This is a genomic window from Dialister hominis, assembly GCF_007164725.1.
GTDB classification, from domain to species: domain Bacteria; phylum Bacillota; class Negativicutes; order Veillonellales; family Dialisteraceae; genus Dialister; species Dialister hominis.
Window position 1 is genome coordinate 403,555 of record NZ_AP019697.1, and the last position, 13,417, is coordinate 416,971.

Sequence of the window (13,417 nt, forward strand, 5' to 3'; positions counted from 1 at the left end):
AACGTGTGACGGCTTGAATAAGAGCCATTACATTATCAAATCTGAAAAAGGCGGAGAACTTACTATCACAGCCATTCATAATGCCATCGTAAACGAATTTGGCGGCGGCTACTGGGTGCTTCTTCTGAATTGCAACGATGACAAGGAGGTGGGAAGAATCTCGGAAATTGAATATGCAGAAGCAAACGAAAAGTATTTTGAATAGAAAAAGGGCTCTGATGTGTACGAGACGTCAAAGCCCAGGGCGGAAAGAGCAACCTTCCGCCTCTATTTTACCACAGGAGGAACAACATGATTACAATCAACGAACTGCAGGTAGAGAACCTGAAAAAAATCAAGGCTGTAAAGCTGGAACCGAGTGCTTCGGGGCTTACAGTCATCGGCGGGAAGAACGGACAAGGCAAGACCTCCGTGCTGGATGCCATTGCATGGGCTCTGGGCGGCGAGAAGTTCCGCCCTACGAATCCAAAGAGGGATGGGTCACTGACTCCTCCGAATCTCCATGTGGTGCTGTCCAATGGTATCATCGTGGAAAGAAAGGGCGCCAATGGCAGTCTGAAGGTTATTGACCCCACAGGGAAGAAGTCAGGGCAGAGGCTTCTGGATGAGTTCATCAGCAAGCTGGCACTGAATCTTCCAGCTTTCCTTCATGCTTCTGAAGCGGAAAAGTCCAAAGCCCTGCTCCAGATCATCGGCGTAGGCGACAAGCTGATGGAAATGGACCGGAAGGAAGAACAGCTTTACAACCAGCGCAAGGAAGTGGGCCGCATTGCAGACAGGAAGAAGAAAGCCGCTGAAGAAATGCCTTTCTATCCCAATATGCCTACTGAACCGGTCAGCGTGTCCGATCTGCTGAAGGAACAGCAGGATATCCTGGCAAGGAATGGTGAAAATGAACGGAAACGCATAAATGTCAGGGAGATGCAGGGGCGCTTCATGAGGGCTGAAAGCAATTACAAGGCAGCCATGGAAGCGCTGAAGGCGGCAGAGGATACCCTGCGCAAAGCCAGGGCGGATGCCGAAGTGGCTGCAAAATCAGCTCAGGACCTGCAGGATGAAAGCACGACAGAGCTGGAGGAAAACCTTCGCAACGTGGAAGTAATGAATGGGAAAATCCGGGCCAATGCTGCCAAAGAAGGAGCAGAGCTGGAAGCCAATAACCTCCAGCAGGAGTATGAAGGCCTTACAGAACAGATTGAATCTGTCCGTTCAGACCGGGCTGACCTTCTGAAGGAAGCAGACCTGCCGCTCCCGGGCCTTTCAGTGAAGGATGGTCACCTGCTTTACAAGGGCGAACCATGGGACGGCATGTCCGGAGCGGAACAGTTGAAGGTAGCAGTGGCCATCATCCGGAAACTGAATCCGGAATGCGGATTCGTACTGATGGACAAGCTGGAACAGATGGATACGGACACACTCAGGGAGTTTGGTAAATGGTTGGAAGAGGAAGGTTTGCAGGTCATTGCTACCAGAGTTTCTACCGGAGATGAATGCTCCATCATCATCGAAGACGGCATGGTAAAGGATGATGAATCCGCAGTCAAGCCGCAGGCGTCCAAATTTGTGAAAGGAGTGTTTTAAATGAACATCACGAAAGGGATCATCAGCCGGCCGGTCAAAGGCTGCGTGTACGGCGTTGAAGGCATCGGGAAAAGTACCTTTGCCGGCAAGTGGCCGGATCCGCTTTTCCTTGACCTGGACGGCGGTACTTCAAGATTGGACGTGAACCGTGTATCGGATATTCAGTCCTGGCCTCAGCTCATGGAAGACGTAAAGGAAGTCTATTCCAATCCTTCCTTGTGCCGTACGCTCGTTATTGATACGGCGGATGCTGCGGAACGGCTTTGTATTGAGTACATCTGCGGGAAGTACGGGAAGAAAGGGATCGAAGACTTCGGATACGGCAGCGGCTATACATATCTGGTAGAAGAGTTCTCCCGCTTCCTGGTTCTTTTAGAAACCTGCATCGCTCAGGGAATCAATGTCTGCATCCTGGCACACGCTATTTTAAAGACGGTGACACTTCCGGATGAGATGGGGCAGTATGACCACTGGGAATTAAAACTTTCCAGCAAGACGACGAACAAGGTTGCTCCGCTGGTGAAGGAATGGGCAGATCTTCTGCTCTTCGCCAACTATGAAACTATCCTGGTCACGGACGATGCAAGCAAGAAGCAGAAGGCGCAGGGCGGAAAGCGTGTGATGTGGACGACGCATACCACTTTTGCTGATGCGAAGAATCGATTTGACCTTCCGGACAAGCTGCCTTTTGATTACAGCTATATCGCAAAGTGCATTCCTGACGCCAGCAAGCCTCTTACAGAGAGTATCCCTGCTGCCCGAGAGGAATTCGCAAAAAAGGAACCTGCTGAAAAACCGCTTAAAAAGACAGTAGAAGCGTCCGCAGAACCTAAACCTGTAATCACTCAGGAAGATGCGCCGGGCGCACAGGTGCCCGCAAACAGGCCAGCCCTTGCCAAAGTTTATGCGCTGATGAAACAGGGAAACATCCCGGAAGAGGATATTGTCCGGGCGGTAAGTATGAAGGGGTATTTCCCGCCGAACATGAAGATCAGTGATTACCCGGATGATTTCATTGACGGGGTCCTTGTTGGGGCATGGGATCAGATCAAATCATTTATTAAAGAAAACATGAAAGTACTATTTTAAGACGAAAGGAAAGATATCATGGAACAGAATGCATTCGCACGTTTTGGAGAAGCACACACAGACACATCCGATAAGGCTCTTGACTGGGACAGTGAGGTCGTAGACAGCGGGGAATCCTTCGTCATCCTCCCTCCCGGAACTTATGATTTCACGGTGCAGAAGCTGGAGAGAAAGCACTATGCCGGAGGGGCAAAGATGCCTCCCTGCCCACAGGCGCAGCTGACATTGACCGTTCACGGCGGGGATAAAGGAGAAGCGCATACCATCACGAATCTTTTCTTAACACAGAAGCAGGCCTGGAAACTGGCGCAGTTCTTTGTGTCGCTGGGGCTGGCGGAACCGGGCGGAAAGCTTCAGATGGACTGGAACAAAGTCATCGGATCATCGGGCAGGCTGGAACTTGCCAATAGAGAATATAACGGAAAATTATACAACGATGTAAGCCGGTTCCTTCCGCCGGGAAAAGCGCCCGCCGGTGCCGCGGGCGGATATAAAGCCGGGACGTTCTGACCATGGAACTGCGGCCGTATCAGAAAGAAGCCGTGCGCGCCGTTGAAAGGGAATGGGAGCAGAAGCATAAAAAGACCCTGCTCGTCATGCCTACGGGCGTAGGAAAGACCGTCGTCTTCGCCCATGTGGCAAAGAACGAGGTTAGGAACGGCTCAAAAGTGTTAATCCTTGCCCATCGGGATGAGTTGCTGACGCAGGCACAGGACAAGATCAAGTCGGCCACCGGCCTGATATGCGCAAAAGAAAAAGCGGATGAAACGAGCCTGGACAGCTGGTACCGGGTGGTAGTCGGGTCCGTGCAGACGATGATGAGAGAAAAACGCTTACAGAAATTTGCACCGGATGCGTTCGGGACCATCATCATTGACGAGGCGCACCACTGTCTGGCATCAAGCTATCAAAAGGTACTCAGCCACTTCCCGGAGGCAAGAGTCCTGGGCGTAACCGCTACACCGGAACGGAACAATCTGCAATGCCTGGGAGAATACTTTGACAGTCTGGCTTATGAGTACACGCTGCCTCAGGCGGTCAAAGAAGGGTACCTCTGCCGGATCAAAGCGCAGACCGTCCCCCTGTCTCTTGACCTGACGGGCGTGAAGATGTCTGCCGGAGATTATGCCGCAGGGAGCCTGGGCACTGCATTGGATCCTTATCTGGAACAGATTGCCGTTGAGATGAAGAAATACTGCGTCGACAGGAAAACAGTCGTCTTCCTCCCGCTGGTAGCCACGGCAAAAAAATTCAAGGCGATCCTTACGCACCACGGATTCCATGCGGCGGAGGTCAACGGCGACAGCAAGGACAGAGAACAGACGCTGAAGGATTTCGAAGCTGGGAAATATAACGTCCTCTGCAACGCCATGCTTCTTACGGAAGGATGGGACTGTCCCTCCGTCGACTGCGTGGTCATGCTTCGGCCGACGAAGATCCGAGCCCTGTACTGCCAGTGTATCGGACGGGGCACAAGGTTGTCCCCGGGGAAAAAGGACCTCCTGGTCCTGGATTTCCTCTGGAACACGGCAAGGCATGACCTATGCCGGCCAGCGTCGCTGATCTGCAAGTCAAAAGATGTGGCGGACCGTGTGACGAAGGACCTCGAAGAGTCCGGAGAGGCTGCCGATCTGGAAGAAGCGGAGCAGAAGGCCGCGGAAGAAGTCATCATCGAGCGGGAAGAGGCACTGGCGAAACAGCTCAAGGCGATGAAAGCCCGGAAACGGAAGCTGGTAGATCCCTTGCAGTTCGAGATGAGCATCCAGGCGGAAGATCTCTCAGGCTACGTTCCGTCTTTCGGATGGGAAATGGCACCCGCCAGCGAAAAGCAGCTGAAGGCTCTTGAACAGTACGGGATCTTCCCCGATCAGATTGAAAATTCGGGGAAGGCTGCCCTGCTTCTGAACCGGCTCGCCAAGCGGAGAAGCGCTGGCTTATCGACACCGAAACAGATCCGCTTCCTGGAAAACAGGGGGTTCCAGCATGTGGGTACCTGGGGATTCGATGCGGCAAACGGCATGATTTCCCGGATTGCTCATAACCGGTGGATGGTGCCGAAGGACATTCATCCGGCATCTTATGTACCGGAACCGGATCTTTTTATACCTGATGGGGGAGTCTTATGACGAAAGGGAATTTTGATCTGAGAGGCCCGCTTGCTTATATCGCTCCATCCACTTGCAGTTACACCGAGTGGCTGCAAGTGGGCATGGCTCTTTCCCATGAAGGCTATCCATGCAGTGTGTGGGAAGAGTGGTCCCGGGATGATCCTTCCCGATATCACGAAGGGGAGTGCGCAAGGAAATGGCAGTCTTTCCGAGAAGATGCTTCAACGATCGTCACGGGAGCCACCATCACGCAGATGGCCAAAGACAGGGGCTGGACGCCGAAGGCAAAAGCACAGGGCCCGGACCGTGCCTTGAACTGGGACGATGAAATATCGACGGACGTCCAGATCATAGACCGCCATTATCTGGAGGCGAAAAAGGAAATCAAGGAACCTGACAGCTGGGACCAGATTGGGGATATGATTGCCTACCTAGATACGGTTTTCCAGCCGGAAGATATCGTATCCCTGTCCATGCAGTCTTATGAAAAAGACGGCCGGATGGTACCTTCCGTAGGAGATGCCGGCATGACAGCCGGGCACTACATCGAGCAGCTCAAAAAGTATCGGCTAAAAGCGCAGGCCGGCGCGATATCGGTCAATGACGCCATTGGGTATGCTCTGGGGGATTACAACCCGGAAGCCGGCGCCTGGATCCGCTTTAATCCCTTCGATGGGCAGGGCGTGAAGAACGCCAATGTTGCCGATTTTCGGTATGCCCTGGTGGAGTCGGACGCTATGGAGCCAGGCCTACAGGAAGCCCTGATCCGTGAACTGGAGCTCCCGGTAGCGGTTCTTGTTTTCTCCGGAAAGAAGTCCGTCCACGCCATTGTCCACATCGATGCGGGAAGCATGGACGAATACAAGAAGCGCGTTCAGAAGCTGTATGAGATCTGCAAAAAGAACGGGCTCAAGGTGGACGATAATGACCGGAATCCCTCCCGGCTGTCCCGCCTTCCCGGTGTCTACCGAAACGGACACAAGCAGTTCCTTATGGCAACCAATATCGGGAAGAGGAATTACACCGAATGGCTGGAATGGGTGGAAGGACTCAATGATGACCTTCCGGATCCGGAGAGTTTGTCCAGCGTGTGGGACAACATGCCCGACCTGGCACCGGCTTTGATTGAAGGCGTGCTCAGAATGGGCCATAAACTGCTTTTAGCGGGCCCGTCAAAAGCAGGTAAGTCATTTGCCCTTATTGAGCTCTGCGTGGCCATAGCGGAGGGTTTGAAGTGGTTACAGACGTTTCAGTGCCGAAGGGGCAATGTACTCTACTGCAATCTGGAGCTGGACCGGGCGTCCTGCCTGCACCGTTTCAAGGATGTGTATACGGCGCTGGGCATTGCTCCGGAGCATCTACAGAATATTGATATATGGAACCTTCGAGGACAGGCGATCCCCATGGATAAGCTGGCGCCCAAGCTGATCCGCAGGGCGCAGAAGAAGAATTACACGGCGGTCATCATCGATCCGATCTACAAGGTCATCACCGGTGATGAAAACAGCGCCGATCAGATGGCGCATTTCTGCAACCAGTTCGACAAGATCGCCACCGAGCTTCACAGCGCCGTGATCTACTGCCATCACCATTCCAAAGGCGGGCAGGGCATGAAGCGATCCGTGGACCGGTCCTCCGGTTCCGGGGTCTTCGCCAGAGATCCGGATGCCATTCTGGACATGATCCCGCTCGTGGTGATGGATGAGAAAAAGACGCCTTTCGACAGGGAGGCAGACAGGGCAGCCGGCATCAAGTCAAAGCCGACCGCTTTCCGCATCACCGGCACGCTTCGGGAATTTCCATCTTTCGAGCCTGTCAATACCTGGTTCACGTACCCGATCCACATCCCCGACGAGGCAGGATTCCTTACCATGGCCGCCGAAGAAGGCAGCCTCGCAGATATCCAGGCGAAGGGAAGGAAGGCAGGGAACCTTGTGAAGAAGGCGGAAAAGGAAAGCCGTGTAGTGCAGGTAGACGAGGCTTATGAAGCTCTGTCGTTTGGCGGACAGGCGGTCACTATCGCTGACATGGCTTCCTACTTCGATGTGTCTGAAAAGTCGGTACGGAGGTATATTGCACAAAATGAAAAATATATTATCAAAACCGGAAATATTTTCCCGAAAGAAGTCGATAATTCGGTCTAATGGTTCTTTAATAAATCGGGACAAAATCGGGACAAACCAGTTTATATATATAGGTTTGTCCCTATGGAAAGTCTGAGGAATGAAAGGGGGAAGGGTGTGGCGAGAAGCTACGCCTCACACCCTCCCCTTTCCTTCCATTCCTATAGCAGGAATGGACAAAGATGAGTGAAAAATGTGTCCCTATGGTGTCCCTTTAACGAGGTGAAGAAAAATGAAGAAGACAATCAAGGACTATCCAAAGGAATTACAGACCAGGAATCATGAACTTATTATGGAAAGAGGTCGAGCAAAAGGACGCAAGGTAATGAGAGAAGCATTCCATGCCAGAATTAAGCACGTGAAGGATTTGCTGGATGGTAGCCTTGACCATTCAGTCCATGATATGGCAAAAGAAATGCATCTTTCTGAAAGGACTATCAAAAACTATATTCGTAGGTTGGGGTATTCAGTTGGCAGAGCAGGAATTCGGAAAAGAGAGGAAGCAGAGTAATGGCAATCAGTATGTTTCTTTCGATGCAGGTCCCTAAAAAGACGTTTCAGGAGAAAAAGGTGGCGGTGGTCAATGGGAAAGCCCGGATCTACAAACCGCCGGAGCTGGTGGAAATTGAGCAGAAGTATATTTCTTCTTTGTCGCCGCATGTTCCTGAAAGGCCTTTGGGCGGGCCGATCGCTTTGAAAACGGTGTTCTGCTTCAGGGCGGATGAAAAACATAAGGCCGGTACGCCGAAGGCCACGAAGCCAGATACGGACAATCTGGTAAAGATGCTGAAGGATTGTATGACGAAGTGCGGATTCTGGAAGGACGATGCGCAGGTCGCTTCCGAATCGATTACAAAGTGTTACGCAGACCATGAAGGGATTTATATTTTGATCAAACCGATAGGGGTGTAGCCAGCATGGCTAAGAACGGTATGAAAAGGGCTGTATTTTTTCAGGGGGACCCGACGTTCAATTCTGTATGGGCCCGGTGGCGGAAGGAGGAGCAGGAAGCAAGAAGGCAGAAAAGGGCCATGCTGCCTTTCCGGGTGATAGGGATCGTCAGAATGTTCATCAGGCGGGCCGGATATGAGCTCCTGTCGGATGTGGTCATCAGAGATAAGAAAAGCGGAGATGTGTACCGCTCTATTACAGAAAGGAGCAGATCATGATAGCCTTTATCGTAGGATTGTTTGTGGGAGCGGCGATTGGGATGCTTGTTTCTGCTTTGTGCGTAGTGGCAAAAAGGAGCGATGATGAGCGTTAAGCGGTTTTTGCAGAGTGTCAGAACACAGAACATTCTGCTTCGGGCCAAAGGAGGCAGGACAGCGCAGGCAAGGGCAAGAGCCAGGAAGGCGGCGCAGTGATGGAAGCGGTGTGGTTTATCTTCGGGGCATTCGTGGGGAGTATCGTAACAGTATTTACCATGAGCTTGTTCCTGGTGAATGGCAGGCATCGGTAATTAAATTTTCCGGCGGGGGGCAGTAAACCTGGAAAGGAGTGCGGGCGTGAGTTTTCAGGAGCTATTGAATCAAGCGTATGAAGAATATGAAATGTACGAACGCTACAAGAAGCAAAAAGAAATGGCTGTGGAAGATATTGCCGGGCCTAAAGGGATTTGCTATGAAGCGGTCAAGGTATCCGGAACAAAAGCTTCCGACCTTGCGGACATTGTAGAAAGGATTGAATCTAATACCGCAGGGATAGCAGAAATAATCAACAAGACACTGGACGAGCTTCAATGCCATAGAAGAAAAGCATATGAATGCCTGAAGTTGGCGCCTAACACTGTGGGCAAGCTGGCCGTGGAAGAACATTATCTCAAAAAGAAGCCATGGGAAGAAATAGCCTTGGAGCAGAACTATTCGAGGGAACATATCAAGAAGCTAGCTTATGAATGCATTCGCAGAGTAGAAGATGTAATGGATAAGGATGATGCGAAATGATGCGGGCAATCCTGCTATAATGATAGTGTGAGATTGAAGGAAGAGTTCATCGCACACGGTTGTCACATCCTTCTTTATTCAGGGTTTTCACGTAAGAGCACGAGCTGATGTCGATAGGCTCGTGCTCTTACGTATCAAAAACCATTTCGGAATTCCGGAATGGTTTTTCTTTTTGGAAATGGAATTCGGAAATGGCAAAGGATTTCTCAAAAGGTATTTACAATTCGAGGCGTTGGCGTGCGGTTGCCAGAGCGTATGCAGAGTCACAGCACTATATTTGCGAGCGCTGTCACAACCGGTCCTTTGCTGGAACAGGAAAGCCGGCGCATTTCATCGTCCATCACAAACGACATCTCAACCCGGAGAACGTGACGGACGATAGCACAGTTTACGGGTGGGATAATCTGGAGCTGCTGTGCATCTACTGCCACAACGCTGTGCACAGCCAGGGGCTGGACCGTGAGTGCCGCTTTGATGATGATGGGAATCCGATTGGAATCGTAAATCATAACAACGGATGACTACCCCCCCCACCTTGGGAAGTAAAAAGTTAACAAAAGTACTCCGGGGGCGGAGAAACGCGTAAAACGAACGCCGCACGCGAAGGGGGTGTAGTTAACAATATGCGCTTATAATGTTTTAAAAATTTAATAAAATTCTAAAGGGAGAAGGTGAAAGTAGTGAGAAGAATCAAGCCGGAAAACCAAATTAAACGAAGAATCAAAGAATTGAATGACATATTTTCAGCCATGGATGAGGATCACAAAAAAGTGGTTACGCCGCTCATTGATTTCGCGGCCCACATGGAAGTGAACCTCAGAAAACTGGATGAAGATCTTGAGAAAGTTGGATTCGTGGAGGAATATTCCAATGGAGAGAACCAGACTGGGAGAAAAGAGTCTACGGAGTCCAGAGCCTACTCCACCATGATAAAAAACTATACCGGTGTCCTCCGAACACTGCTTTCCTGCCTCCCTGAGTCTGCACAGCCTGCAGCAAAGGATGAGCTGGGAGAGTTTCTGAGGAGCCGGATGAAGCGATGAACTACATAGAGAAATACTATGGGCAGATTATCTCCGGTGAAGTGGTAGTCTCCGATAAAGTACGGCGAGTCATGAAGCACCTGGTGGATAAGCTGCACGACAAGAATTCCAAATACATCTACGATGACGACAAAGCGCAGTACGTGATTGATTTCATCCAGACATTCTGCAAGCACTCAAAAGGGCAGTGGGCAGGAAAACCTGTCATCCTGGAACTGTGGCAGAAGGCAATTACGGCGGCGCTTTTTGGGTTCGTTGATAAAAACACGGGGCTCCGTGAATACAAGCAGCTTATCCTTATCGTGGCCAGAAAAAATGGTAAATCCACCTTCGCATCCTGCCTTGGCCTCTACCTTCTGGTAGCTGATGGAGAAGCAGGGCCGGAAATCTACAGCGCCGCCACAAAGAGGGACCAGGCGAAAATCATCTGGAAGGAAGCATGTGCTATGGTGAAGAAGTCGCCGGCACTTCACAAGAAACTGGATCTTCGTGTATCCGTCATCCGGTCAAGGTTCAATGAAGGCTCCTTCGAAGCGCTGGGAAGTGATTCGGATAAGCTGGATGGCTTAAACGTTCATGGAGCGCTGATAGATGAACTGCACGCCCTGAAGGATAAGAACCTCTATGACGTCCTTATCGACGGTATGACTGCCAGGGAACAGCCGGTATGTATCATCACATCCACAGCCGGAACGGTTCGGGATAACATCTTCGACTTGAAATACGAAGAATGCGAAAGAATAATAAAAGGCTATGAGGATAAAGAAGGGTACAAAGATGAAACCATTCTTCCCTTCGTCTACGAACTGGACAAAAGGGGAGAGTGGACGGACCCCGCAAAATGGCAGAAAGCCAATCCGGGCCTGGGTAGCATCAAGAACACCCAGACACTGGCGCAGAAGGTCTACCAAGCGCAGCATGATGCGCTCAGAGTAAAAAATTTACTGTGTAAGGACTTCAACATCCGTGAAACCAGCGGAGAAGCATTCTTTACATTCGACCAGCTAAACAATGAAACCACCTATGACATGAAGGCTCTCAAGCCTAAGTATGGAATAGGTGGTTTTGATTTGTCCGAAACAACGGACCTGACCTGTGCGACAATGCTCTTTTGCGTCCGTGATGATCCGAACATCTATATCAAGCAGATGTACTGGATTCCCGAGGATTTACTGGAAAAACGTGTGCATGAAGACCAGGTCCCTTATGATATCTGGAAGAAGAAAGGATGGCTGCAGACTTCCCCAGGATTTCGCAATGACTACCGCCTTATCCTGCAGTGGTTCGTAGATGAAATGGAGAAGGATGATATCTACCTGTTCAAGTGCGGATATGACCGGTGGTCTGCCCAGTATCTGGTGCAGTCCATGACTGAACGATTCGGAGAAGATATCATGGTGCCTGTGGTCCAGGGGAAAAAGACACTCTCCGGGCCGATGAAGAACCTGGCGGCTGATTTGAAGGCCAAAAGGGTGATTTACAACAATAACCCTATCCTGAAATGGTGTATGGCCAATGTGGCCGTGGACGTGGACAGGAACGACAACATTCAGCCGTGCAAAACAAGCAACCCGAGAAAGCGCATCGACGGCTTTGCTTCACTGCTGGATGCCTACACTGCTTATGAAACTTACAAGGAAGACTACATGAATATGATATGAGAGGGGGTGAAGATTTGAGAAAAATCCAATTAAGAAGCATGATCCGGAACATCTTTGGCAGAATCACCGGCGGCCAGGATGGACTTACCAGGGCAAAGCTGCTGAACGGATGGTCCAATGACTACGTTCCTTTCGACGGAGAGGCCTACGACAACGCCACCGGAAGAAACTGCATTGATACTATTGCGCGCCATGCCGGAAAGCTCCATCCGCGCCACATTGTCCGGAAGAACGGAAACATTGTGAAGAATGCGGACAGTAAGCTGCAGTATCTCCTTTCCACCAGGCCGAACTGGCTCATGCCGGCATCGGAGTTCATTGAAAAGATTGTGGCCCAGTATTACTGCTACAATAACCTCTTCGTGTACATCCAGAGAGACATGAACGGGAATGTGGAGGCTCTTTGGCCGCTGAATTTCAACAATCTGGAGCTTTTTGAGGACAAGAAGGGAAACCTTTACTGCCGATTCACATTCGGAACCGGGGAACAGGCTACGGTTCCCTACGAAGAGATGATTCACATCCGGAGGCACTTCAACCGGGATGACGTTTTCGGAGACCCGGAAGGGAAGATTCTGAGGGAGGATATCAACCTCCTGAAGGCAGTGAAGACGGCAGTCATCAACGTGGTGAAGAATTTCCATAAGCTTCGAGGTATCATCCAGTGGACAGGAACCGTGAGACCGGAAGACCAGGAAAGCATGTGGCGAAAATTCGTGGACAGCTTTGCAGGACCGTCCAACGGTTCCGGCATCGGTTCACTGGATAACAGAGGCAAGTTCCAGCAGCTGACTACAGATACACAGACCTTCGAATCGGGGCAGATGAAGTTTGCCAGGGACAATCTGTATAAGTACTTTGGAGTTTCCGAAGAAATCGTCTCCGGAAAGTTTAAGGAAGAAGAGTATCAGGCATTCTATGAAAGCGTCATTGCCCCGATAGCAATCAAGCTGTCACAGGAATTCACGGAAAAAATCTTCACTCCCAAGGAAAGAGGATTCGGAAATGAAATCGTATTCGAGGGGAACCGCCTGGCCTACATGAGCACCACCTCTAAGGTAAAGATTGCGGAGGCCATGATTCCTGCAGGAGCCATTAAGCGGAATGAAATCCGAGAGTTATTCGGCTATGCCGGACTGCCTGGTAAGGAAGGCGAGGGAATTGTGGTCAGCTTGAACTATGTAAAGTCCAAGGACCAGTCTCTTTACCAGACGGGTAAAGACGATGATTTGAAGGGGGGTGATGGGGATGAGAAAGAAGATTAAGGTACGAAGCATGCAGCTCAGGGCGGTTGATGGTGCGGATGGGGAAAATCTTCATGTCGAGGGTTATGCACTGGTTTTCAATCAGAAAACACTGCTGTGGGAGAGTCCGTACTCCGGCACGAAATACTATGAAGTCATCGCACCCGGGGCCGTTGATGCCAATACGGACATGAGCGACGTCATCTTGCGGTATAACCACTCCGACTCCGCATTGATCCTGGCAAGGACTTCCAACGGAACCCTGCGTCTCAATGTGGATGAGAAGGGGCTCAAGATTGATGCGGATATTGCGCCTACCACGACAGGAAGGGACATTTATCAGCTGATTAAGCGGGGAGACATTTCCAAGATGTCATTTGCTTATACCAGTGATAAAGACTCCGGGGAAAATGATCCGGTGGCAAAGACACAGACAAGGACCATCGACCACATTGATTTCATCATGGACGTCAGTCCGGTGGATTTCCCTGCATACGACGGTACAAGCATTGAAGCCAGAGGCCATGATGCCATGATTGCCGAACTACAGGAGAAGGAAAAGAGTGAAGAACTTCGAAAGAAGCTCATTATAGAAACTTTTTTGTAAAATAAAAGGAGAGAAAAA

General features: G+C 50.6%; 16 protein-coding genes. All 16 read left to right on the plus strand.

Features of this window, described 5'->3' with window-relative positions:
• Window positions 1-13: 13 nt before the first annotated feature.
• The 16 genes from Dia5BBH33_RS01875 (at window position 14) to Dia5BBH33_RS01945 (ending at window position 13,399) form a co-directional block, all read left to right on the plus strand.
• Window positions 14-205: a hypothetical protein gene (locus tag Dia5BBH33_RS01875; RefSeq protein ID WP_143332248.1), complete on the plus strand. Its 192-nt coding sequence runs from the start codon at window positions 14-16 to the stop codon at window positions 203-205.
• An 86-nt stretch (window positions 206-291) separates the two neighbouring features.
• Window positions 292-1,581 carry an AAA family ATPase gene (locus Dia5BBH33_RS01880; protein WP_143332249.1) on the plus strand — a complete coding sequence of 430 codons (1,290 nt, stop codon included), beginning with the start codon at window positions 292-294 and terminating at the stop codon, window positions 1,579-1,581.
• On the plus strand, window positions 1,582-2,670 hold the full coding sequence (locus tag Dia5BBH33_RS01885; protein WP_143332250.1) for an ATP-binding protein: 1,089 nt from the start codon (window positions 1,582-1,584) through the stop codon (window positions 2,668-2,670). It abuts the gene before it with no gap.
• A gap of 18 nt (window positions 2,671-2,688) precedes the next feature.
• Entirely contained in the window at window positions 2,689-3,180 is a 492-nt protein-coding gene (locus tag Dia5BBH33_RS01890) for a DUF669 domain-containing protein (RefSeq protein WP_143332251.1), read from the plus strand.
• A gap of 2 nt (window positions 3,181-3,182) precedes the next feature.
• On the plus strand, window positions 3,183-4,796 hold the full coding sequence (locus Dia5BBH33_RS01895) for a DEAD/DEAH box helicase (RefSeq protein ID WP_143332252.1): 1,614 nt from the start codon (window positions 3,183-3,185) through the stop codon (window positions 4,794-4,796).
• Window positions 4,793-6,922 (plus strand): AAA family ATPase, encoded by a 2,130-nt coding sequence (locus Dia5BBH33_RS01900; RefSeq protein WP_143332253.1) that lies wholly within the window; start codon window positions 4,793-4,795, stop codon window positions 6,920-6,922. The genes Dia5BBH33_RS01895 and Dia5BBH33_RS01900 overlap by 4 nt, the downstream gene beginning before the upstream one ends.
• A gap of 211 nt (window positions 6,923-7,133) precedes the next feature.
• Window positions 7,134-7,412 (plus strand): hypothetical protein, encoded by a 279-nt coding sequence (locus Dia5BBH33_RS01905; protein ID WP_143332254.1) that lies wholly within the window; start codon window positions 7,134-7,136, stop codon window positions 7,410-7,412.
• Entirely contained in the window at window positions 7,412-7,813 is a 402-nt protein-coding gene (locus Dia5BBH33_RS01910) for a RusA family crossover junction endodeoxyribonuclease (RefSeq protein WP_143332255.1), read from the plus strand. Before Dia5BBH33_RS01905 ends, Dia5BBH33_RS01910 begins: the two co-directional genes overlap by 1 nt.
• A 5-nt stretch (window positions 7,814-7,818) precedes the next feature.
• The gene (locus Dia5BBH33_RS01915) at window positions 7,819-8,070 is read left to right on the plus strand and encodes a hypothetical protein (RefSeq protein ID WP_143332256.1); all 252 of its coding nucleotides are present in this window, start codon (window positions 7,819-7,821) and stop codon (window positions 8,068-8,070) included.
• Window positions 8,067-8,165, plus strand: a complete 99-nt coding sequence (locus tag Dia5BBH33_RS11455) for a DUF3789 domain-containing protein (protein WP_408609026.1) — start codon at window positions 8,067-8,069, stop codon at window positions 8,163-8,165. The genes Dia5BBH33_RS01915 and Dia5BBH33_RS11455 overlap by 4 nt, the downstream gene beginning before the upstream one ends.
• A gap of 241 nt (window positions 8,166-8,406) precedes the next feature.
• Window positions 8,407-8,844, plus strand: coding sequence for a hypothetical protein (locus Dia5BBH33_RS01920; RefSeq protein WP_143332257.1), 438 nt, complete (start codon window positions 8,407-8,409; stop codon window positions 8,842-8,844).
• 191 nt (window positions 8,845-9,035) lie between these two features.
• Entirely contained in the window at window positions 9,036-9,365 is a 330-nt protein-coding gene (locus Dia5BBH33_RS11460; protein WP_143332258.1) for an HNH endonuclease, read from the plus strand.
• Between the two features lie 159 nt (window positions 9,366-9,524).
• Window positions 9,525-9,887: a hypothetical protein gene (locus Dia5BBH33_RS01930; protein WP_143332259.1), complete on the plus strand. Its 363-nt coding sequence runs from the start codon at window positions 9,525-9,527 to the stop codon at window positions 9,885-9,887.
• A complete protein-coding gene (locus Dia5BBH33_RS01935) occupies window positions 9,884-11,548 on the plus strand; it encodes a terminase large subunit (protein WP_143332260.1) in 1,665 nt (554 codons plus the stop codon). The genes Dia5BBH33_RS01930 and Dia5BBH33_RS01935 overlap by 4 nt, the downstream gene beginning before the upstream one ends.
• A gap of 14 nt (window positions 11,549-11,562) precedes the next feature.
• The gene (locus Dia5BBH33_RS01940; RefSeq protein WP_162501745.1) at window positions 11,563-12,813 is read left to right on the plus strand and encodes a phage portal protein; all 1,251 of its coding nucleotides are present in this window, start codon (window positions 11,563-11,565) and stop codon (window positions 12,811-12,813) included.
• Entirely contained in the window at window positions 12,797-13,399 is a 603-nt protein-coding gene (locus tag Dia5BBH33_RS01945; RefSeq protein WP_198419624.1) for an HK97 family phage prohead protease, read from the plus strand. The genes Dia5BBH33_RS01940 and Dia5BBH33_RS01945 overlap by 17 nt, the downstream gene beginning before the upstream one ends.
• Window positions 13,400-13,417 lie beyond the last annotated feature (18 nt).

Bases quoted from the DNA above. Each gene is read 5' to 3' on its own strand.
- Dia5BBH33_RS01890 (WP_143332251.1), top strand. From the start codon at position 2,689: ATGGAACAGAATGCATTCGCACGTTTTGGAGAAGCACACACAGACACA.
- Dia5BBH33_RS01880 (WP_143332249.1), top strand. From the start codon at position 292: ATGATTACAATCAACGAACTGCAGGTAGAGAACCTGAAAAAAATCAAG.
- Dia5BBH33_RS01935 (WP_143332260.1), top strand. From the start codon at position 9,884: ATGAACTACATAGAGAAATACTATGGGCAGATTATCTCCGGTGAAGTG.
- Dia5BBH33_RS01900 (WP_143332253.1), top strand. From the start codon at position 4,793: ATGACGAAAGGGAATTTTGATCTGAGAGGCCCGCTTGCTTATATCGCT.
- Dia5BBH33_RS01945 (WP_198419624.1), top strand. From the start codon at position 12,797: ATGAGAAAGAAGATTAAGGTACGAAGCATGCAGCTCAGGGCGGTTGAT.
- Dia5BBH33_RS01910 (WP_143332255.1), top strand. From the start codon at position 7,412: ATGGCAATCAGTATGTTTCTTTCGATGCAGGTCCCTAAAAAGACGTTT.
- Dia5BBH33_RS01895 (WP_143332252.1), top strand. From the start codon at position 3,183: ATGGAACTGCGGCCGTATCAGAAAGAAGCCGTGCGCGCCGTTGAAAGG.
- Dia5BBH33_RS01905 (WP_143332254.1), top strand. From the start codon at position 7,134: ATGAAGAAGACAATCAAGGACTATCCAAAGGAATTACAGACCAGGAAT.
- Dia5BBH33_RS01885 (WP_143332250.1), top strand. From the start codon at position 1,582: ATGAACATCACGAAAGGGATCATCAGCCGGCCGGTCAAAGGCTGCGTG.
- Dia5BBH33_RS11460 (WP_143332258.1), top strand. From the start codon at position 9,036: ATGGCAAAGGATTTCTCAAAAGGTATTTACAATTCGAGGCGTTGGCGT.
- Dia5BBH33_RS11455 (WP_408609026.1), top strand. From the start codon at position 8,067: ATGATAGCCTTTATCGTAGGATTGTTTGTGGGAGCGGCGATTGGGATG.
- Dia5BBH33_RS01915 (WP_143332256.1), top strand. From the start codon at position 7,819: ATGGCTAAGAACGGTATGAAAAGGGCTGTATTTTTTCAGGGGGACCCG.